Annotated in this window: 21 protein-coding genes; 12 read left to right on the forward strand and 9 right to left on the reverse strand. The window is 52.4% G+C overall.

Translation table 11 applies throughout. The features are described from left to right. Positions 1-163: 163 nt before the first annotated feature. The 3 genes from mtlA to mtlR all read left to right on the forward strand — a co-directional run bounded on the left by mtlA (position 164) and on the right by mtlR (position 4036). Entirely contained in the window at positions 164-2080 is a 1917-nt protein-coding gene (mtlA, locus tag OGX94_RS04925) for a PTS mannitol transporter subunit IICBA (RefSeq protein ID WP_003827337.1), read from the forward strand. Between the two features lie 220 nt (positions 2081-2300). Continuing rightward, on the forward strand, positions 2301-3449 hold the full coding sequence (gene mtlD / locus OGX94_RS04930) for a mannitol-1-phosphate 5-dehydrogenase (protein WP_003827336.1): 1149 nt from the start codon (positions 2301-2303) through the stop codon (positions 3447-3449). Beyond that, the gene (gene mtlR / locus OGX94_RS04935; protein WP_003024179.1) at positions 3449-4036 is read left to right on the forward strand and encodes a mannitol operon repressor MtlR; all 588 of its coding nucleotides are present in this window, start codon (positions 3449-3451) and stop codon (positions 4034-4036) included. Before mtlD ends, mtlR begins: the two co-directional genes overlap by 1 nt. Positions 4037-4048: 12 nt before the next feature. Here mtlR and OGX94_RS04940 read toward each other — a convergent pair whose 3' ends face one another. Continuing rightward, on the reverse strand, positions 4049-4255 hold the full coding sequence (locus OGX94_RS04940; protein WP_003827334.1) for a hypothetical protein: 207 nt from the start codon (positions 4253-4255) through the stop codon (positions 4049-4051). 292 nt (positions 4256-4547) lie between these two features. Between OGX94_RS04940 and OGX94_RS04945 the strand changes: the two genes are divergently transcribed. From OGX94_RS04945 to trmL, 5 genes are all read left to right on the forward strand, one after another. Then, a complete protein-coding gene (locus tag OGX94_RS04945; protein WP_003827333.1) occupies positions 4548-4910 on the forward strand; it encodes a YibL family ribosome-associated protein in 363 nt (120 codons plus the stop codon). 262 nt (positions 4911-5172) lie between these two features. Then, positions 5173-6828 (forward strand): L-lactate permease, encoded by a 1656-nt coding sequence (gene lldP, locus OGX94_RS04950; RefSeq protein WP_257662182.1) that lies wholly within the window; start codon positions 5173-5175, stop codon positions 6826-6828. Beyond that, positions 6825-7601, forward strand: coding sequence for a transcriptional regulator LldR (gene lldR, locus OGX94_RS04955; protein ID WP_003827331.1), 777 nt, complete (start codon positions 6825-6827; stop codon positions 7599-7601). The genes lldP and lldR overlap by 4 nt, the downstream gene beginning before the upstream one ends. Further along, complete coding sequence (gene lldD, locus OGX94_RS04960) at positions 7598-8788, forward strand: FMN-dependent L-lactate dehydrogenase LldD (protein WP_149335516.1); 1191 nt, start codon at positions 7598-7600, stop codon at positions 8786-8788. Before lldR ends, lldD begins: the two co-directional genes overlap by 4 nt. Before the next feature lie 40 nt (positions 8789-8828). Then, positions 8829-9302, forward strand: a complete 474-nt coding sequence (gene trmL, locus OGX94_RS04965; protein ID WP_003827329.1) for a tRNA (uridine(34)/cytosine(34)/5-carboxymethylaminomethyluridine(34)-2'-O)-methyltransferase TrmL — start codon at positions 8829-8831, stop codon at positions 9300-9302. A gap of 181 nt (positions 9303-9483) precedes the next feature. Here trmL and cysE read toward each other — a convergent pair whose 3' ends face one another. The 5 genes from cysE to OGX94_RS04990 all read right to left on the reverse strand — a co-directional run bounded on the left by cysE (position 9484) and on the right by OGX94_RS04990 (position 12651). After that, entirely contained in the window at positions 9484-10305 is an 822-nt protein-coding gene (gene cysE / locus OGX94_RS04970; protein ID WP_003024160.1) for a serine O-acetyltransferase, read from the reverse strand. A gap of 77 nt (positions 10306-10382) precedes the next feature. Then, positions 10383-11402 (reverse strand): NAD(P)H-dependent glycerol-3-phosphate dehydrogenase, encoded by a 1020-nt coding sequence (gene gpsA, locus OGX94_RS04975; protein ID WP_003827328.1) that lies wholly within the window; start codon positions 11400-11402, stop codon positions 10383-10385. Continuing rightward, complete coding sequence (gene secB / locus OGX94_RS04980) at positions 11402-11869, reverse strand: protein-export chaperone SecB (RefSeq protein ID WP_003024155.1); 468 nt, start codon at positions 11867-11869, stop codon at positions 11402-11404. Before secB ends, gpsA begins: the two co-directional genes overlap by 1 nt. 46 nt (positions 11870-11915) lie before the next feature. Beyond that, positions 11916-12167 (reverse strand): glutaredoxin 3, encoded by a 252-nt coding sequence (gene grxC / locus OGX94_RS04985; protein WP_003024152.1) that lies wholly within the window; start codon positions 12165-12167, stop codon positions 11916-11918. A 52-nt stretch (positions 12168-12219) separates the two neighbouring features. Beyond that, entirely contained in the window at positions 12220-12651 is a 432-nt protein-coding gene (locus OGX94_RS04990; RefSeq protein ID WP_003024148.1) for a rhodanese-like domain-containing protein, read from the reverse strand. Positions 12652-12900: 249 nt separating this feature from the next. Between OGX94_RS04990 and gpmM the strand changes: the two genes are divergently transcribed. From gpmM to OGX94_RS05005, 3 genes are read left to right on the forward strand one after another with little or no spacing between them, the layout of a single operon-like run. Further along, positions 12901-14445 carry a 2,3-bisphosphoglycerate-independent phosphoglycerate mutase gene (gene gpmM, locus OGX94_RS04995; RefSeq protein ID WP_286568820.1) on the forward strand — a complete coding sequence of 515 codons (1545 nt, stop codon included), beginning with the start codon at positions 12901-12903 and terminating at the stop codon, positions 14443-14445. Between the two features lie 33 nt (positions 14446-14478). After that, positions 14479-15738, forward strand: coding sequence for a murein hydrolase activator EnvC (envC, locus tag OGX94_RS05000; RefSeq protein ID WP_231504629.1), 1260 nt, complete (start codon positions 14479-14481; stop codon positions 15736-15738). Between the two features lie 3 nt (positions 15739-15741). Next, positions 15742-16677: a divergent polysaccharide deacetylase family protein gene (locus OGX94_RS05005; RefSeq protein WP_003827321.1), complete on the forward strand. Its 936-nt coding sequence runs from the start codon at positions 15742-15744 to the stop codon at positions 16675-16677. Here OGX94_RS05005 and OGX94_RS05010 read toward each other — a convergent pair whose 3' ends face one another. Beyond that, positions 16678-17712 carry a glycosyltransferase gene (locus OGX94_RS05010; protein ID WP_003827319.1) on the reverse strand — a complete coding sequence of 345 codons (1035 nt, stop codon included), beginning with the start codon at positions 17710-17712 and terminating at the stop codon, positions 16678-16680. It abuts the gene before it with no gap. 484 nt (positions 17713-18196) lie between these two features. Between OGX94_RS05010 and OGX94_RS05015 the strand changes: the two genes are divergently transcribed. Next, complete coding sequence (locus OGX94_RS05015; RefSeq protein WP_063941154.1) at positions 18197-18883, forward strand: lipopolysaccharide core heptose(II) kinase RfaY; 687 nt, start codon at positions 18197-18199, stop codon at positions 18881-18883. 52 nt (positions 18884-18935) lie between these two features. On the opposite strand, the gene tdh is transcribed toward OGX94_RS05015, so the two are convergent. Further along, on the reverse strand, positions 18936-19961 hold the full coding sequence (gene tdh / locus OGX94_RS05020; RefSeq protein WP_003024132.1) for an L-threonine 3-dehydrogenase: 1026 nt from the start codon (positions 19959-19961) through the stop codon (positions 18936-18938). A gap of 9 nt (positions 19962-19970) precedes the next feature. Then, positions 19971-21167 carry a glycine C-acetyltransferase gene (kbl, locus tag OGX94_RS05025; RefSeq protein ID WP_257662180.1) on the reverse strand — a complete coding sequence of 399 codons (1197 nt, stop codon included), beginning with the start codon at positions 21165-21167 and terminating at the stop codon, positions 19971-19973. Between the last annotated feature and the right edge of the window lie 116 nt (positions 21168-21283).

A 21283-nucleotide genomic window follows, 5' to 3' on the forward strand; every position in this document is an offset into this window, starting at 1 on the left:
TATTTACGTGACGAATGTCACATAAAAGTCCGTCGACTGGACAGTTGAACGATTCAGTGCCAGATTTCGCAGTATCTACAGGGTCCGGCTACCTCCTGCCGCTACATTAACAAACCTCGGGCTTTCAGCCTGCGCGATAGCAAACATAAGAAGGGGTGTTTTTATGTCATCCGATATTAAGATCAAGGTGCAAAGCTTTGGTCGATTCCTCAGCAACATGGTGATGCCAAATATCGGCGCGTTTATCGCGTGGGGTATTATCACCGCATTATTCATTCCGACAGGGTGGTTGCCGAACGAAACGCTGGCGAAGCTAGTCGGCCCGATGATCACCTATCTGCTGCCGCTGCTGATCGGTTATACCGGTGGTAAGCTGGTTGGCGGCGAGCGTGGCGGCGTGGTTGGCGCTATCACCACCATGGGCGTTATCGTCGGTGCAGATATGCCAATGTTCCTCGGCGCGATGATCGCAGGTCCGCTGGGCGGCTGGGCTATCAAACATTTCGACAACTGGGTAGACGGTAAGATCAAATCCGGTTTTGAGATGCTGGTGAATAACTTCTCCGCTGGCATCATCGGTATGATCCTCGCCATTCTGGCATTCCTTGGCATTGGCCCATTGGTTGAAGCGCTGTCAAAAATTCTGGCGGCAGGCGTTAACTTCATGGTTGTCCATGACATGCTACCGCTGGCATCTATCTTCGTTGAACCGGCGAAAATCCTGTTCCTCAACAACGCCATTAACCACGGTATTTTCTCACCGCTGGGTATTCAGCAGTCCCATGAGATGGGCAAATCCATCTTCTTCCTGATTGAAGCTAACCCGGGTCCGGGTATGGGCGTCCTGCTGGCGTACATGTTCTTCGGTCGCGGCAGCGCTAAGCAGTCTGCAGGCGGCGCGGCTATCATCCACTTCCTGGGTGGTATCCACGAAATTTACTTCCCGTACGTGCTGATGAACCCGCGCCTGATCCTGGCCGTTATTCTCGGCGGTATGACTGGCGTATTTACCCTGACTATCCTGAACGGCGGTCTGGTTTCTCCGGCGTCTCCGGGTTCTATCCTGGCCGTGCTGGCAATGACGCCGAAGGGTGCTTACTTCGCTAACATCGCTGCTATCTGCGCGGCTATGGCAGTCTCTTTTGTGGTCTCAGCCATTCTGCTGAAAACCAGCAAAGTGAAAGAAGATGATGACATTGATGCCGCAACCCGTCGTATGCACGACATGAAAGCGGAATCCAAAGGCGCATCTCCGCTGGCGGCTGGCGATGTAACCAACGACCTGAGCCATGTGCGTAAAATCATCGTTGCCTGCGATGCTGGTATGGGTTCCAGCGCCATGGGTGCGGGCGTACTGCGTAAGAAAGTGCAGGATGCGGGGCTGTCTCAGATTTCCGTCACTAACAGCGCGATTAACAATCTGCCGCCGGATGTGGATCTGGTCATTACCCACCGTGACCTGACTGAACGCGCGATGCGCCAGGTGCCTCAGGCACAGCACATTTCGCTGACCAACTTCCTCGACAGTGGCCTGTACTCCAACCTGACCGAACGTCTGGTCGCTGCGCAGCGCCACAACGTGAACGAGGAGAAAGTTCGCGACCACCTGAAAGACAGCTTTGAAGAGGGTGATACCCACCTGTTCAAACTGGGTGCGGAGAACATCTTCCTTGGCCGTAAAGCGGCTAACAAAGAAGAAGCGATTCGCTTTGCTGGTGAGCAACTGGTGAAAGGCGGTTACGTTGAGCCAGAATACGTTGAGGCGATGCTGGACCGTGAAAAACTGACCCCGACTTACCTGGGTGAGTCCATCGCAGTACCGCACGGTACGGTTGAAGCCAAAGACCGCGTGCTGAAAACCGGTGTGGTGTTCTGCCAGTACCCGGAAGGCGTTCGCTTCGGTGAAGAAGAAGACGATATTGCCCGCCTGGTGATTGGCATCGCAGCGCGTAACAACGAGCACATCCAGGTGATTACCAGCCTGACCAACGCTCTGGATGATGAATCCGTGATCGAACGTCTGGCCCATACCACCAGCGTGGATGAAGTTCTGGAACTGCTGGCGGGTAAAAAAGCTTAACGCTTAAGTATCTCCAAAATAGTTCGAGCTGCAGGAAGGCGGCAACGCAGTGAATCCCCAGGAGCGTACATAAGTACGTGACTGGGGTGAGCGAGGAGAGCCAACGCATCTGCAGTTCGAAATATGAAGGCGATATCCTCTCCCTTGTGGAGAGGGTTAGGTTGAGGGAAAAGCCTCACCCCAGCCCTCTTGGGTAAAAACATTAATGAAGGTTAATACTATGAAAGCATTACATTTTGGCGCAGGTAATATCGGTCGTGGCTTTATCGGCAAACTGCTGGCGGACGCGGGGATACAGCTGACGTTCGCGGATGTAAATCAGGTCGTGCTCGATGCCCTGAATGCCCGTCATAGCTATCAGGTTCATGTCGTGGGTGAAAACGAGCAGGTTGATACCGTCTCCGGTGTCAACGCCGTGAGCAGCATCGGCGATGATGTTGTTGAACTGATTGCCCACGTAGATTTAGTCACTACCGCCGTCGGTCCGGTCGTGCTTGAGCGTATCGCTCCGGCCATCGCCAAAGGGCTGGTTAAACGCAAGGCGCAGAGAATCACTACTCCACTAAATATCATCGCTTGTGAAAACATGGTGCGCGGAACGACTCAGTTGAAAGGCCATGTAATGAACGCGTTAGCAGATGAAGATAAAGCCTGGGTTGAAGAACATGTTGGCTTTGTCGATTCTGCCGTGGACCGCATTGTTCCGCCTTCGGCTTCAGCAACCAACGATCCGCTGGAAGTTACCGTAGAAACCTTCAGTGAGTGGATTGTCGACAAAACACAGTTCAAAGGTGAACTGCCAAATATCCCAGGAATGGAATTAACTGATAACCTGATGGCATTTGTCGAACGTAAACTCTTCACGCTGAACACCGGGCATGCTATAACCGCGTACCTCGGAAAATTGACCGGTCATCAGACCATCCGTGACGCGATTCTCGACGAGAAAATCCGCGCAGTGGTAAAAGGTGCGATGGAAGAGAGCGGCGCGGTACTGATCAAACGCTATGGCTTTGATGCAGCAAAACATGCGGCATACATTCAGAAAATCCTCGGCCGTTTTGAAAACCCGTATCTGAAAGATGACGTTGAGCGTGTGGGTCGTCAGCCGCTGCGTAAACTTAGCGCAGGCGACCGCCTGATTAAACCACTGCTGGGTACGCTGGAATATGGTTTGCCGCATGCGAATCTGGTTACCGGTATTGCGGCAGCGATGCACTATCGCAGCGAAGAAGATCCGCAGGCACAGGAACTGGCCGCACTGATTGACGAAAAAGGTCCACAGGCCGCGCTGGCGCAAGTTTCCGGGCTGGATGCCAACAGTGATGTCGTGCTTGAGGCTGTTAACGCGTATAACGCAAAGAAATGATGCAGGACCTGGCGCAGGATATCCTGCGCCTGAATAATAGATTGTCAGATATGCAGGCAATAATGGAACAAACGCAGGCCTTTGAAAATCGTGTGCTTGAGCGTCTGAATGCTGGCAAAACCGTACGCAGCTTCCTCATCACCGCCGTAGAACTGCTCACCGAGGCGGTGAATATCCTTGTGCTTCAGGTATTTCGCAAAGACGACTATGCGGTGAAATACGCCGTAGAACCGCTGCTCGACGGCGATGGTCCGTTGGGCGATCTTTCTGTTCGTCTGAAGTTAATCTACGGCCTGGGCGTACTCAGTCGCCCGGAGTACGAAGATGCGGAGCTCCTGATGGCGCTGCGGGAGGAGCTGAATCACGACGGCAACGAATACGCATTCACCGACGACGAAATTCTTGGACCGTTTGGTGAACTTCACTGCGTGACGGCACTCCCGCCGCCACCCCAGTTTGATACCTCAGACTCTGGTTTGCATGCCATGCAGATCCAGCGTTACCAGCAGATGGTACGATCCACCATGGTCCTTTCCCTGACCGAGCTGATTTCTAAAATCAGCTTAAAAAAAGCCTTTCAAAAATAAGACGATGTTTGCTTATTTCTCTTCCTGCTGCGGTCGATACAGCTGCCGATAGTACGCCAGACGTTGCAGATACAGCTGCGCGTTTTCCTGCGGTATTTCTGAAGGGACAACGTTGCGCGGCGGTGTTTTATTCAAATATTCGCGAAAAGCCTGGCTTGAAGCCATAAAATCGACAGTTTTATCAATCAGGACCGAAACGTTCTCACCTATTTTCGCCATAATCTTCCCTCCTCCATGTATTAACCGCGCTCAGCCTGTGCGGTTGATCATTTAAGTTTAGGATCAGTTGGGTGTTTATATTGAGGAAAACGTGCTTCACCACGAACACGCCAATAAAAAGCACCACGGCCGATCTTATCGCTTAAAACTCCTTGTTAATCAATGCAGTAACATTATCATTAGCTAATTAATACTTACGGTATTTGATTATTTATCTTCGAGCAGTTGTGAATAATCCCGCTCTGCGCGCATACTATAGGATATTCATCCTATTTTTATCAGAAGCTATCCTATGAAAGAAGTCGAAAAAAACGAAATTAAACGCCTGAGCGATCGTCTGGACGCTATTCGCCACCAGCAGGCAGACCTGTCCCTGGTTGAAGCCGCCGACAAATACGCCGAGCTGGAAAAAGAGAAAGAAACTCTGGAAGCCGAGATCGCACGCCTGCGTGAAGTTCACAGCCAGAAGCTGAGCAAAGAAGCGCAAAAGCTGACAAAACTTCCGTTCCGTCGGGCCATCACCAAAAAAGAGCAGGCTGACATGGGCAAACTGAAGAAAAGCGTGCGCGGCCTGATCGTCGTCCACCCGATGACCGAGCTTGGCCGTGAAATGGGCCTGAAAGAGATGACGGGCTTCGCGAAGAGCGAGTTCTAATCTCCCACCGGGCAACATCCGCTTGCCCGGTCCTTCATTTCCCCTCGCAATTGGCCCTACCAATTTTAGCCAGATCCTACCAGCACCTCACATTTCATTAAAATGTGCGTACAATACCGTTGCCAATAAATAACATTTGATTAACCATTCATTGTCATTACCCCTACACAACAATATTGGCAGGGCCACTTTTACACATAATGTGACGAAGATTTGAGCAAAGACTCATTCCATTATGTCAGCGGCCCCCAGGAGACCTGCAATGAATCTCTGGCAACAGAACTACGACCCGGCCGGTAATATCTGGCTTTCCAGCCTGATCGCATCGCTCCCTATCCTGTTCTTTTTCTTCGCCCTGATTAAGCTCAAGCTGAAAGGCTATGTTGCGGCGTCATGGACGGTGGTGATCGCTTTGTCGGTCGCCCTGCTGTTCTACAAAATGCCGGTCGATCACGCACTGGCATCCGTAGTGTACGGTTTCTTCTACGGTCTGTGGCCAATTGCCTGGATCATTATCGCCGCGGTATTCGTCTATAAAATCTCGGTGAAGACCGGGCAGTTCGACATCATCCGCTCATCAATACTCTCGATTACCCCAGACCAGCGTCTGCAAATGCTGATTGTTGGTTTCTCCTTTGGGGCATTCCTCGAAGGAGCGGCAGGCTTTGGCGCTCCGGTAGCGATTACCGCCGCACTGCTGGTTGGTCTTGGCTTTAACCCGCTGTATGCAGCAGGTTTGTGCCTGATCGTAAATACCGCGCCGGTCGCTTTTGGCGCAATGGGCATTCCGATTCTGGTCGCCGGTCAGGTTACCGGACTGGACAGCTTCGAGATTGGCCAGATGGTAGGTCGTCAGCTGCCGTTCCTGACCATTATCGTGCTGTTCTGGATTATGGCGATTATGGATGGCTGGCGCGGCGTCAAAGAAACCTGGCCTGCGGTGATGGTCGCTGGCGGCTCGTTTGCTATCGCACAGTACCTCAGCTCTAACTTTATCGGGCCGGAACTGCCGGACATTATCTCTTCTCTGGTCTCACTGGTGTGTCTGACGCTGTTCCTGAAACGTTGGCAGCCGGTACGCATCTTCCGTTTTGGCGATATGGGCGCTTCGCAGGTCGATATGGACCTGCCGCGCACCCGCTACACCGCTGGGCAGGTGGTACGCGCCTGGTCACCGTTCCTGTTCCTGACCGCTACCGTCACGCTGTGGAGCATACCGCCGTTTAAAGCACTGTTTGCGCCCGGCGGCGCGATGTACCACTGGGTGGTCAATATTCCGGTTCCGTTCCTCGACAAGCTGGTTGCCCGTATGCCGCCGGTCGTACACGAAGCCACGGCCTACGCGGCGGTGTACAAATTTGACTGGTTCTCCGCGACCGGTACCGCAATACTGTTTGCCGCCCTGCTGTCTATCGTCTGGCTGAAGATGAAGCCATCTGCTGCGCTGCAGACCTTTGGCAGCACGTTGAAAGATCTGGCGCTGCCTATCTACTCCATCGGGATGGTGCTGGCGTTCGCGTTTATCTCTAACTACTCCGGGCTTTCATCCACCCTGGCACTGGCCCTGGCGCACACCGGCAGCGCGTTTACCTTCTTCTCGCCATTCCTCGGCTGGCTGGGGGTATTCCTGACCGGGTCCGACACCTCATCAAACGCATTGTTCGCCGCCCTGCAGGCCACGGCCGCTCAGCAAATCGGCGTTTCGGATGTGCTGATGGTGGCCGCAAATACCACCGGCGGCGTGACCGGCAAGATGATCTCTCCACAATCTATCGCTATCGCCTGTGCGGCAGTGGGATTAGTGGGGAAAGAGTCTGATCTGTTCCGCTTTACCGTGAAGCACAGCCTGATTTTCACCTGCATGGTGGGTGTGATTACCACGCTGCAGGCCTATGTCTTAACCTGGATGATTCCATGATAGTGATGCCCAGACGCCTGTCAGACGAAGTCGCATCTCGTGTGCGGGCGCTGATTGAAGAACAACAGCTGGAGGCGGGCATGAAGTTGCCCGCTGAGCGCCAACTGGCCGTACAGCTCGGCGTATCGCGCAACTCGCTGCGCGAGGCGTTAGCCAAGCTGGTGAGTGAAGGTGTGTTGATTAGCCGTCGTGGCGGCGGGACGTTTATCCGCTGGCAGCATGAAGCATGGTCTGAACAAAACATCGTTCAGCCGCTGAAAACCCTGCTGGCGGACGATCCTGATTACAGTTTCGATATTCTGGAAGCCCGCCACGCCATCGAAGCCAGCACCGCCTGGCATGCAGCTATGCGTGCCACTGCTGCCGACAAAGAGAAGATCAGACTCTGTTTCGAGGCCACACAAAGCGAAGATCCAGATCTCGCCTCGCAGGCAGACGTTCGCTTTCATCTCGCCATTGCGGAAGCCTCGCACAACGTGGTGCTGTTACAGACCATGCGCGGTTTCTTCGACGTATTGCAGTCTTCGGTGAAACAGAGCCGCCAGCGTATGTACCTTGTGCCGCCCGTATTTTCGCAACTGACGGCGCAGCATCAGGCCGTCCTGGATGCGATTGTTGCCGGAGATGCCGACGGAGCGCGTAAAGCAATGATGGCGCACCTCAGTTTTGTCCACACTACGATTAAACGATTTGATGAAGATCAGGCCCGCCAGGCGCGTATCACCCGCCTGCCCGGTGACCCTGGTGAGAATAGCAGGGAGAACAACGCATGATTATTTCAGCAGCCAGCGACTATCGCGCCGCAGCCCAGCGCATCCTACCCCCCTTCTTGTTCCACTATATAGACGGTGGGGCGTATGCAGAGCACACTCTGCGCCGTAACGTGGCAGACCTGTCGGAGGTGGCGCTGCGCCAGCGCGTGCTGAAGAATATGTCCGACCTGAGCCTGGAGACAAAGCTGTTCAACGAAACGCTCTCCATGCCAGTGGCCCTTGCACCTGTCGGTCTGTGTGGCATGTACGCGCGCCGGGGCGAAGTTCAGGCCGCCGCCGCCGCTGATGCCAAAGGCATTCCGTTTACGCTTTCCACGGTATCCGTATGTCCGATTGAAGAGGTCGCTCCAACCATCAAACGTCCGATGTGGTTTCAGCTATATGTTCTGCGCGATCGCGGCTTTATGCGCAACGCGCTGGAGCGTGCCAAAGCGGCGGGTTGCTCCACGCTGGTCTTTACCGTCGATATGCCAACACCGGGCGCACGCTACCGTGACGCACATTCCGGAATGAGCGGCCCAAATGCCGCACTACGCCGCTACTGGCAGGCAGTCACCCATCCACAGTGGGCATGGGACGTTGGCCTGAACGGTCGCCCACATGATTTAGGTAATATCTCGACTTATCTTGGTAAACCTACCGGTCTTGAGGATTACATCGGCTGGCTGGCGAATAACTTCGACCCGTCGATTTCCTGGAAAGACCTCGAGTGGATCCGCGAATTTTGGGATGGTCCGATGGTGATCAAAGGGATCCTCGATCCCGAAGATGCCCGAGACGCCGTACGCTTTGGCGCGGATGGTATTGTTGTCTCTAACCACGGTGGTCGCCAGTTAGACGGCGTGCTGTCTTCAGCTCGCGCGCTACCCGCCATTGCCGATGCGGTAAAAGGCGATATCACCATTCTGGCAGACAGTGGGATCCGCAACGGCCTGGACGTCGTACGCATGATTGCGCTGGGCGCAGATAGCGTTCTGCTGGGACGTGCTTATCTGTACGCGCTGGCCACCCACGGTCAGGCCGGGGTGACGAATCTGCTGAATCTGATCGAGAAAGAGATGAAGGTGGCAATGACTCTGACCGGTGCAAAATCGATTAGCGAAATCAGCCGTGATTCACTGGTACAAGAACTGGGCAAACAGGTGGCTGACTACCCGATGCAGCCCAAACGTGGAAATGCGGCGTAAACGTTAATTTGCTATGCTGCCCCGTACTTAAGGGGGCAGCATGCTAAACATCGTATTATTCGAACCAGAAATCCCGCCAAATACCGGCAATATTATCCGTCTTTGCGCCAACACCGGCTTTCGTCTGCATATTATTGAGCCAATGGGCTTTACCTGGGACGACAAGCGCCTGCGCCGCGCCGGGCTGGATTACCATGAATTTACCGCCGTGCTGCGCCACCCTGATTACGCCGCCTTCGTCGCCGCAGAAAATCCGCAACGTCTGTTTGCCCTGACCACCAAAGGTACGCCAGCGCATAGCGCGGTAAGCTATCAGGATGGGGATTATCTGATGTTTGGCCCGGAAACTCGCGGTCTGCCAGCCAGCATCCTAGACGCACTGCCAGCTGAACAAAAAATTCGTATTCCGATGATGCCGGACAGTCGCAGCATGAACCTGTCGAATGCGGTGTCGGTGGTGGTGTATGAGGCCTGGCGCCAGTTAGGTTATCCCGGCGCGGTATTGCGTAGTTGATTTTTGTCGGATGGCGGCTGACGCCTTATCCGACCTACGAAAGAATTTACCATTATTTTTCGAGCGTTATCGGAGCAGTCAGGTTGGACACGGACTGCGCTTGCCGACCTGCGCGTACACGTAGTACGTGAGGATGGCGAGCACAGCCCGGGTTCAAGATGACAAGTAAGATAGCTCGAAATCAGATTCCATCGCCGTATTCGAACGTATGATGTATCCCGTTGAAATGCTGATCCATATCCATAGACGGTTTATCGCTGTCAGGCTTGCCGACGATGCGCGCCGGTACGCCTGCGGCGGTGGTATGCGGCGGTACGGGCTGTAGCACGACCGAACCTGCGCCAATCTTCGCGCCGCGCCCGACTTCAATGTTGCCGAGAATTTTTGCTCCCGCGCCGATCATCACGCCTTCACGAATTTTCGGGTGGCGGTCACCGCCGGCTTTACCGGTCCCGCCCAGCGTGACGGATTGCAGAATAGAGACGTCATTTTCAATCACCGCGGTTTCACCGACCACAATGCCGGTGGCGTGATCGAGCATAATCCCACGACCAATTTTTGCCGCCGGATGAATGTCTACCTGGAAGGTAACGGACACCTGATTTTGCAAGAATATCGCCAGCGCCTGACGCCCCTGATGCCACAGCCAGTGACCGATACGGTAGGCCTGAAGCGCATGAAAGCCCTTCAGATACAGCAGTGGAGTGGAATATTTATCGACAGCCGGGTCACGCGTGCGTACTGCCTGAATATCGCAGGCCGCTGAGGCAATCATTTCAGGATCGGCCGCGTAGGCCTCTTCTACGACTTCGCGAATCGCAATGGCGGGCATGATTGGAGAAGCGAGTTTATTCGCCAGCATATAGCTTAGCGCACTGCCGAGATTTTCATGCTTGAGCAGCGTTGCGTGGTAAAAACTGGCCAGCATTGGCTCACATTCCGCCAGTGCCCGGGCTTCCGCTTTAATGTTTTTCCAGACGATATCCAGTTCTTCACACGGCATTGCGTACTCCAGAAGGTAGCAAAACGACCGATCCGTTCTTCGCGGATCGGGTCGTTATATTCAACAGTTCCTTACAGCTAGTGGCGACTCAGCTCGTCCTTGCGTGCACGGCCTAATAACGTCAATGCTGCCTCGCGCGCGTTTTTTCCGCAATACAATACTTGATAAATTTCCTCGGTTATTGGCATCTCAACACCAAAACGGTGCGCCAATTCACGAACTTCTTTCGTATTGCGATAGCCTTCAACCACTTGGCCAATTTTGTCCTGCGCACCCTGCACGTCCATCCCCTGGCCGAGCATCATGCCAAAACGACGGTTGCGCGACTGGTTGTCGGTACAGGTCAGCACCAGATCGCCTAAACCCGCCATCCCCATAAAGGTGGCAGGATCGGCCCCCAGCGCCGCACCAAGACGAGACATTTCGGTCAGCCCACGGGTGATCAATGCGGTTCGTGCATTCGCGCCGAAACCGATGCCGTCAGACATCCCTGCGCCAATGGCAATGACGTTTTTCACCGCACCGCCAAGCTGTACGCCAATGAAATCCGGGTTGCTGTATACGCGGAAGCTTTTGCCGCAGTGCAGCAACTGCTGGAGATCGTCAGCAAAGGTGTCGTCCGTCGAGGCCAGAGAAATCGCCGTCGGCATGCCCGCAGCCAGCTCTTTGGCAAACGTCGGGCCGGAAATAACCGCCAGTGGAATTGAGTCCCCCAACGCTTCACGCGCGACATCCTGCAGCAGACGCCCTGTTTCCGCTTCCAGACCTTTTGTCGCCCAGACCAGTCGTGCGTCAGAACGCATCAATGGTTTGATGTTACGCAGCACTTCGCCAAAGACGTGGCTCGGCACCACCACCAGAATATTACGACTGGCGGCCAGCGCTGTGGCTAAATCACTTTCCAGGCGCAGCGTGTCGGGAAAAGGCACATCAGGAAGGAACGCGACGTTGCAGCGATCGTGCTCGAGAGTCGCGATATGTTTAGGATCATGGCCCCACAGGACAACCTGATGGCCATTTCTTGCCAGGGTGATGGCAAGAGCGGTGCCGTACGAGCCGGCACCAATCACAGTCATTGAAGCATTACTTTGGTTCATCAGGCATCCTGATGTTCTTCAGTACCTTCGCCAGCCTGCTGCTGTAAATAGTTCATGAACAGCGCATCAAAGTTGACCGGCGCAAGGTTCAGTTGCGGGAACGTACCACGTGAAACCAGGCTGGTGATGCATTCGCGGGCATACGGGAATAGAATGTTCGGGCAGTATGCGCCCAGGCAATGCGCCATTTGAGTCCCTTCGATACCACTGATGGAGAAAATACCGCCCTGCTGAACTTCGCACAGGAACGCAGTTTCTTCACCCAGGGAAGCCGTTACGGTGACACGCAGCACTACTTCATACACGTCATCTGCCAGTTGGGTAGATGCGGTATCAAGATCCAGTTTAACCTCTGGCTGCCAATCTTTCTGGAAAACATGCGGTGCATTTGGCGCTTCGAAAGACACATCCTTGGTATAAATACGTTGGATCTGGAAAGCCATTTCAGTGTTATTTTGTTCTGACATGTTGAGAAAACCCTTTAGTGTTGTCCTTTAAATACTTCGGTACGCCTTAACGCAGCAGCGGATCCAGTCCACCACGCGCATCCAACGCATACAAGTCGTCACAACCACCAATGTGCTGTGCATCAATAAAAATCTGCGGAACCGTAGTACGGCCACTGCGCTTGATCATCTCTTCACGCTTCACGGCATCACCGTCAATCGGAAGCTCCTGGAAACTCACACCCTTGCTGTTTAACAGCGCCTTTGCGCGATGGCAAAACGGGCAGGTTGCTTTGGTATAGATCTCAATATTGGCCATGACTTATCTCCAGTGTTCCTTTTACCCTGCGGCATGAAAGAAGACGGGTAAATTACTTGCCGCGAACCAGTGGCAGATTCTCACCACTCCAGCCCGCTACGCCATCTTTCAGTACAGACACCTGCTCAAAACCGGCTTTGATCAGCGCAGTTGCTGAATCCTGGCACTGCATGCCTGAGCCATCAACCACAATAACAGGTTTGTTTTTGTGTTTTTCCAGTTCGCCAAAGTTGTTGGCTTTGATTTCGCTCGGCAGCAGGTTAGTGGAGCCAGCGATATGACCTTTGCGGAAGTCGTCGCGCTGACGTAAATCCACGACAACGGCGTCTTCTTTATTGATGAGACGTGTGGCTTCTCCGCGCGTAATCACCTTCACTTTGGAAGTCAGGCTCTTAAACGTGGTAAATAATACAGCCGCCAGTAACGCAATCCAGGCGATACTCAATACAGGGTGGCGACTAACAAATTGCATAATTTCTTGCATGGGGGGTAACAACTCCCGACTCAGTGATTAAAAAAACCAGGAAAGGAGTATACCTGCGCGTTGGCGCAAATACAGCCAGAGCGTGCATTGGATTGCATTTTTGCGGGGCGCTACGGAAAAAAAAACCTAAAACCACGCCCTCTGCGGCGCGCTCTGGTCGATTATTTGATCTTCCGGGGCTACTTTATCGATTCAGCTGTAGTAAAATTACGCAATTATTTTTTATCTATTAAGTGTGAGGTTGTCGCAATGTCGGTTTCTAAAAAACCTATGGTACTGGTGATTCTGGATGGCTATGGCTATCGCGAAGACAGCCAGGATAACGCCATCTTTAATGCCAAAACCCCGGTAATGGATGCCCTGTGGGCAAAACGTCCGCATACCCTGATTGATGCGTCTGGCCTGGAAGTTGGCCTGCCCGATCGCCAGATGGGCAACTCCGAAGTCGGTCACGTCAACCTGGGCGCGGGCCGCATCGTGTATCAGGACCTGACCCGTCTGGATGTAGAAATTAAAGAGCGTACTTTCTTCGCTAACCCGGTGCTGACCAATGCGGTCGACCAGGCAAAAAATAGCGGCAAAGCGGTACACATCATGGGTCTGCTCTCTGCGGGCGGTGTTCACAGCCACGAAGATCACATCATGGCGATGGTAGAAATGGCTGCTGAACGCGGGGCTGAGAAAATCTATCTGCACGCTTTCCTTGATGGCCGTGATACTCCGCCACGCAGCGCTGAACATTCACTGCATAAATTCGAAGAGAAATTTGCCGCGCTGGGCAAAGGCCGCGTAGCGTCCATCATCGGTCGTTACTACGCGATGGACCGCGACAACCGTTGGGATCGCGTTGAACAGGCTTATGACCTGATGACGTTGGCCAAAGGCGAGTTCCAGTTCGCTACGGCGGTTGAAGGCCTGCAGGCTGCTTATGCCCGCGACGAAAACGATGAATTCGTGAAAGCGACCGTGATCCGTGCTGAAGGCCAGGCTGAAGCCGCCATGGAAGACGGCGATACGCTGATTTTCATGAACTTCCGTGCTGACCGTGCGCGTGAGATCACTCGTGCGTTTGTTAACGCTGACTTCGACGGCTTCGCCCGTAAGAAAGTCGTTAACCTCAACTTTGTGATGCTGACCGAATACGCGGCCGACATCAAAACTGCGGTTGCTTACCCACCAGCATCTCTGGCTAACACCCTTGGCGAGTGGATGGCGAAGCACGACAAAACGCAGCTGCGTATTTCCGAAACCGAAAAATATGCGCACGTGACCTTCTTCTTCAACGGCGGCGTAGAAGAGCCGTTCAAAGGCGAAGATCGCATCCTGATCAACTCGCCGAAAGTTGCGACCTACGATCTGCAGCCGGAGATGAGCTCTGCTGAGATGACCGAAAAACTGGTTGCGGCGATTGAGAGCGGAAAATACGACACCATCATTTGTAACTACCCGAACGGCGACATGGTTGGTCATACCGGGGTGATGGAAGCAGCGGTTAAAGCGGTTGAAGCGCTGGATCACTGCGTTGAACAGGTCGCGAAAGCGGTTGAATCCGTTGGGGGTCAGTTGCTGATCACCGCAGACCACGGTAACGCAGAGCAAATGCGCGATCCGTCCACCGGTCAGGCGCATACTGCGCACACCAACCTGCCCGTTCCGCTGATTTATGTCGGTGGCAAGAACGTTAAAGCAGTCGAAGGCGGCAAACTTTCTGATATCGCCCCGACGATGCTGACGCTGATGGGTATGGAAATCCCGCAAGAGATGACTGGTAAGCCGCTGTTCATCGTGGAATAATCCCTCCCCATGAGGGGAAAGGCGATTAATACCATCACTCGGGCCGTGAAACCGCGTAAGTTTTCAGTCAGGCCCTTGTTCTACGCCAGCGCGCTTAGCGCTGGCGTATTGCTGTGCGCCTTTTCCGCCCACGCGGACGAACGCGACCAGCTCAAATCTATTCAGGCCGATATCGCGGCAAAAGAACGCGCGGTACGTCAACAACAACAACAACGCGCCACCCTCCTCGCTCAGCTTAAAGCTCAGGAACAAGCCATCGCCGTTGCCGCAAGGCAGTTGCGCGAAACGCAAAACTCACTGGCGCAGCTGAATGCACAAATCGCAGAGATGAACGCAGCACTCGCGAAGCTGGAAAAACAGCGGGCCGCACAAGAACGCAGCCTGGCAGCCCAACTCGACGCAGCTTTTCGCCAGGGCGAACACACCGGCATTCAGCTCATTCTTAGCGGTGAAGAAAGCCAGCGCGGGCAACGCCTGCAGGCCTATTTCGGCTATCTGAACCAGGCGCGACAGGAAACTATCGCGCAATTGAAACAAACCCGCGAAGAGGTCGACTCGCAAAAAGCCGAGCTGGAAGATAAGCAGAGCGAACAGCAGACGCTACTGTACGAACAGCGCGCTCAGCAGGCTAAGCTGGAACAGGCACGTAACGAACGCCAGAAAACGCTTTCGAGTCTGGAATCATCGATTCAACAGGGTCAACAGCAACTGGGCGAAATGCGCGCCAACGAATCCCGTCTGCGCAACAGCATTGCCCGCGCCGAAGCCGCAGCCAAAGCGCGTGCGGAACGTGAAGCACGCGAGGCGCAGGCAGTACGCGATAAGCAACAGGATGCGTCACGAAAAGGCTCAACCTATAAACCGACCGAAAGTGAAAAATCACTGATGTCGCGTACCGGCGGTTTGGGTTCGCCACGCGGTCAGGCATTTTGGCCCGTTCGTGGTCCAACTCTACATCGTTATGGCGAACAGCTGCAGGGTGAGCTACGTTGGAAGGGGATGGTTATTGGCGCATCCGAAGGCACCGAAGTTAAAGCCATTGCCGATGGTCGCGTCATTCTGGCGGACTGGCTGCAGGGCTATGGCCTGGTGGTCGTCGTTGAACACGGTAAAGGCGATATGAGCCTGTACGGTTATAACCAGAGCGCACTGGTCAGCGTCGGTACGCAGGTTCGCGCCGGGCAGCCTATAGCACTAGTGGGTAGCAGCGGCGGTCAGGGCAGGCCGGCACTCTATTTCGAAATTCGTCGCCAGGGTCAGGCGGTCAATCCACAGCCGTGGTTGGGAAGATAAGTTTTGCCACAACAATTTCGTCGTCTACTACTCTCTCTCGCCAGTCTGCTGGCCTTCGCAACACCTGTATTTGCTGGCAAACTCGCCATCGTCATTGATGATTTCGGCTATCGCCCACACACTGAAAACCAGGTACTGGCGATGCCTTCTACCATCTCCGTTGCCGTTCTGCCTAACGCCCCACATGCGCGTGAAATGGCAATCAAAGCGCATAACAGCGGGCATGAAGTCTTAATCCATCTGCCAATGGCACCGCTGAGCAAGCAGCCGTTAGAGAAAGACACGTTACGCCCTGAAATGAGCAGCGAAGAGATTGAGAGGATCATTCGCGACGCGGTAAGCAAAGTACCGAATGCGGTCGGTCTGAACAACCATATGGGCAGCGCGATGACCTCCAGTCTTTTCGGCATGCAGAAGGTGATGCAGGCGCTGGAACGCTACGACCTCTACTTCCTGGACAGCATGACCATCGGTAACAGTCAGGCAATGCGCGCAGCGTCAGGTACCGGTGTGAAGGTCATCAAACGCAAAGTCTTCCTGGATGACACGCAAAACGAAGCCGATATTCGCCGTCAGTTTAATCGTGCCGTCGAGCTTGCGCGCCGCAACGGTTCCGCAATCGCCATTGGCCACCCTCACCCGTCTACGGTTCGCGTTCTGCAGCAGATGCTGTATAGCCTGCCAGCCGACATCACGCTGGTTCGCCCAAGCAGCCTGCTCAATGAACCGCAGGTGGATACCTCCAGACCAAACCTCACGCCACCGAAGAACGGTACGCCTGATGAGCCGCGTAATCCTTTCCGTGGGGTGAAATTATGCAAACCGAAGCAGCCGTTAGAGCCGGTGTACGCCAGCCGCTTCTTCAGCGTACTCGGCGAAAGCATCACCCAAAGCACGCTGGTGCAGTATATGCGCTTGCAGTGGCAGGGCTGGCAATAATCAGTCTTTACTATCCAGCGTTAAATGGGCCAGGCGGCGCGGCGTCAATGATTTATCGCGCCACTGGCTAAAACGGATAGCCCACAACAGCACCTGATAACCCAGCTTTACGCTGCAGATATTACTCACCATACGCTTGAACATACCCGATACAAATACTTCAGCAATCATGCGCTGGCGGATCTGTGGATCGGGTTCTTTACGAATACAATGACATACTCGCAGTCCCTCATAAATCACTTGTTGCTTAAACTCAGGATAGATAGTGATGCGGTTAGCGTAGCTATGATTAAGTTCGTCCAGCAGGCGAGTGATCTTTATATAGTGCCGTTGATAGTTTAAATTCGCTTCACCCTGCCGCTTCATGTGGCTAATTGAGCCATCGTGTTGGTAGTATTTATATAATGGTTTTTCCGTATATTTCGCACGAGTGGCATTAAACATAAACACCGTACTCCACATGACATCCTGATGATGTAACCCAGGGATAAATCTTATATTGTGTTCTTTAATAAGGTCATTTCTATATACCCCCATCCAGAGAACATGCGTCCAGCGGCGCGAAGCAAGCCCCATACGCAACCAGTCTGGGCCGGAGAGAATACCGGTAGAACGCAGACGATCTGTTGGAATGGATACCCAGACTCGGGATGTTTCCCGCGAACTCCAGTCTGCGTTGCTTTGTACAACGTCAAGGTTGTCCTGCAAGGCCATTCCCATCAATGTCTCATACATCTCCGGATAGACTTCATCATCGGCATCAACGAATGCGATGTAATCCCCCACAGCGACATCCAGGCCAAGGTTTCGCGCGACAGAGACACCCTGGTTGGCCTGATGCAGCAGCCGAACATGGGGATATTTTTCTGCATAGTATTGCGCAATATCGACTGAGCAGTCCGTAGAACCATCATTTACAATAATAATTTCAAGATCTTTCCAGGTCTGCGCAATTAACGACTCCATACAGTCACGAAAGTAACTACCGGCATTATATAACGGGATAATAACGCTTAATTTATATTTACTTTGCATCGTAGGGTAATCATCTAATCTATGGGATTGTCGTTACTCTATCACCCAATTATTAAGATATTATTAAGGCTTAACAAGAGGTACAATTTCCAGAGAAATAGGCCAGCATTCCTATAAATTTATATTAGCTAGATTGATAACCTATTTACTTACACGTCCGAGAAACAAAAAACAGCACGAATAGCCAACTTAGTTGTTACCTGTGTATGACAAAGGATTTTGTTATACTAACTTGATCTCTATCACAAAATGAACAGTGCAAATGTAATGATGACCAAAGCACTCTTGCTACATTGATGCTTTAAGTCATGAAATTTTCATAACGTAAAGCAATTAATCAATTACTTTCAATTAGATAGAGCATAACACTGTTGTTTATGTGTCTTTTACATAAAAGCATGTATTAACTAACCACCGTCGATACAATTTTGTATAATACAGAGCATAACTATCCACAACAGATTAATATACGAAGGCGAATTTAATGAACATTAGTAAGGTTGAATTAAATGACTTTAATGTTTATTTCAAGAAAGAAAAAATTAATTTCCCTTTGTTGATGAAAAAAATATCAAATAATGAAATAAAAGGGAAACAACTGAATGCTGAAAATGGTTTTCGCAGCGTCCATCTTGTCGAATATGAAAATAAAAAGTTTATTGTCAAGAACGATCGTGAAATAGACAATCGCTTTGAAAAAAAAGCGCTAAACTTTATTTCCGGGCCCTTTTATTCACATATGATTAAACGACTGGCACGCTTAACTCCAGAGCAACGCGCCTGTACTGCAGATCTGTACTACGTTGCCGAAAAATGTCACTTTCGTCAATGTGTTGAAGTGTCAACCGTGCATGAATACATTGATGGCAACCCCCTTGCCGAAATCAACGAAAGTAATGCCGAAGAGGTGAAAAACTGTATTATTAAACTTCACAATGCAGGTCTTGCATCGAATGACATTCACCCTGGAAATTTTATTAGAACGCCATCTGGTGAACTTAAAGTTATCGATCTTTCATGCAAAGGCATTATGAAAATATGCCAGGCGAACGATATCCTCACGCTCCGGAATAAATACAATATCGATATTCAGGGTCATGGCTTCGTTTATAACCTGATTTTATTGAAAGAAAAGCTTCGCCGACTTTCACGAAAAATTCGCGGCAAGTAAAAAATAGCCAGATATTAATCATATCTGGCTATTCATTCTTACCGGCTTAATACTAATCCCAGCTCAGGATCACTTTCCCTGACTGGCCTGAACGCATCGCGTCAAAGCCCTGCTGGAATTCATCGATGGAGAATCGATGGGTGATGATCGGCGACAAATCCAGTCCAGACTGGATCAGTGCAGCCATTTTGTACCAGGTTTCAAACATCTCACGACCGTAGATACCTTTAATAAACAGCCCCTTAAAGATAACTTTGGTCCAGTCGATGGACATATCAGATGGCGGAATACCCAGCATAGCAATACGGCCACCGTGGTTCATGGTGTCCAGCATGGCGCGAAACGCTGGCGGCGCCCCGGACATCTCCAGGCCCACATCAAACCCTTCGGTCATACCCAGTTCAGCCATCACGTCGGTCAGATTCTCTTTCGACACGTTGACCGCGCGTGTGATACCCATTTTGCGTGCCAGCTCAAGGCGATACTCATTAACGTCGGTGATCACCACGTGGCGTGCGCCAACATGCTTCGCGACCGCCGCCGCCATAATACCGATTGGACCCGCACCGGAAACCAGCACATCTTCCCCAACCAGATCGAACGACAGCGCCGTGTGCACTGCATTACCGAACGGATCGAAGATAGACGCCAAGTCGTCGGAGATATTGTCCGGGATTTTAAATGCGTTAAATGCCGGGATCACCAGGTACTCCGCAAAGCAGCCAGGGCGGTTTACACCGACACCGGTCGTATTGCGGCACAGGTGAGTACGTCCACCGCGGCAGTTACGGCAATGCCCGCAGGTGATATGACCTTCGCCTGAAACGCGATCGCCGATTTTAAAGCCTTTAACTTCCTGACCGATGCCAACAACTTCGCCGACATATTCATGCCCAACGACCATCGGTACCGGGATGGTTTTTTGCGACCATTCATCCCAGTTATAAATGTGAACGTCAGTCCCGCAGATGGCTGTTTTACGGATTTTAATCAGCAAATCGTTATGACCGACTTCCGGTTCAGGAACGTCGGTCATCCAAATGCCCTCTTCCGCTTTCAGTTTGGATAACGCTTTCATTTCACATCCTCAGGCAATAACGCCCAGTTGTTTACCAATGCGTGTGAACGCCTCAACAGCACGCGTAATCTGCTCAGGGGTATGCGCCGCAGACATCTGGGTACGGATACGCGCCTGGCCTTTTGGAACCACCGGATAGAAGAATCCGGTAACGTAAATCCCCTCTTTTTGCAGCTCGCGGGCGAACGCCTGCGCCACTACTGCATCACCCAGCATGACCGGGATGATCGCGTGATCCGCACCGGCTAACGTAAAGCCTGCGGCAGACATTTGCTCACGGAACTGACGTGCATTCGCCCACAGACGATCGCGCAGGTCGCTGCCAGCTTCAACCATTTCCAGCACTTTAATGGAAGCCGCAACAATCGCCGGTGCCAGTGAGTTGGAGAACAAATAAGGACGGGAACGCTGACGCAGCCACTCAACAACTTCTTTGCGCGCTGCGGTGTAACCACCGGATGCGCCGCCGAGTGCTTTACCCAGCGTACCGGTGATGATGTCCACGCGACCCATCACGTCACAGTATTCATGGGAGCCACGACCATTTTCGCCGACAAAACCGACGGCATGGGAATCATCAACCATGACCAGCGCGTCGTATTTATCCGCCAGATCGCAAACGCCTTTCAGATTAGCGATCACACCATCCATAGAGAACACGCCATCAGTGGCGATCAGGATATGGCGAGCGCCTGCTTCACGCGCTTCTTTCAGGCGAGCTTCCAGTTCCACCATATCGTTGTTGGCGTAACGGAAACGTTTTGCTTTACACAGACGCACGCCATCAATGATAGAAGCGTGGTTCAGGGCATCGGAAATAATTGCGTCTTCTGCGCCCAGCAGCGTTTCAAACAGACCGCCGTTGGCGTCGAAGCAGGAAGAGTAAAGGATGGCATCTTCCATTCCGAGGAATGCCGCCAGTTTTTGCTCCAGTTGCTTATGGCTGTCCTGGGTACCGCAAATAAAGCGAACCGAAGCCATACCAAATCCGTGAAAATCCATACCCGCTTTTGCCGCTGCAATCAGTTCCGGATGGTTAGCCAACCCCAGATAGTTGTTCGCACAAAAGTTAATAACGTGGCTTCCATCCGCCACGGTAATATCCGCCTGCTGGGCAGATGTAATAATGCGTTCTTCTTTAAACAATCCTTCCGCACGTGCGGTTTCGAGATCGTTCGTTAACTGTTTGTAAAAATCCCCACGCATTTCAATTCTCCAGACTGGGCAAATTTCAGCACATATTACCCAAAGCTATACGTTGATACGAGATGACGCATCATCACTTCTTCAAAATGAAGCATAAATCACGTGTACCCGCACGG

Origin of the sequence: Citrobacter sp. Cpo037, assembly GCF_030332945.1 — a bacterium.
GTDB classification, from domain to species: Bacteria; Pseudomonadota; Gammaproteobacteria; order Enterobacterales; family Enterobacteriaceae; genus Citrobacter; species Citrobacter portucalensis.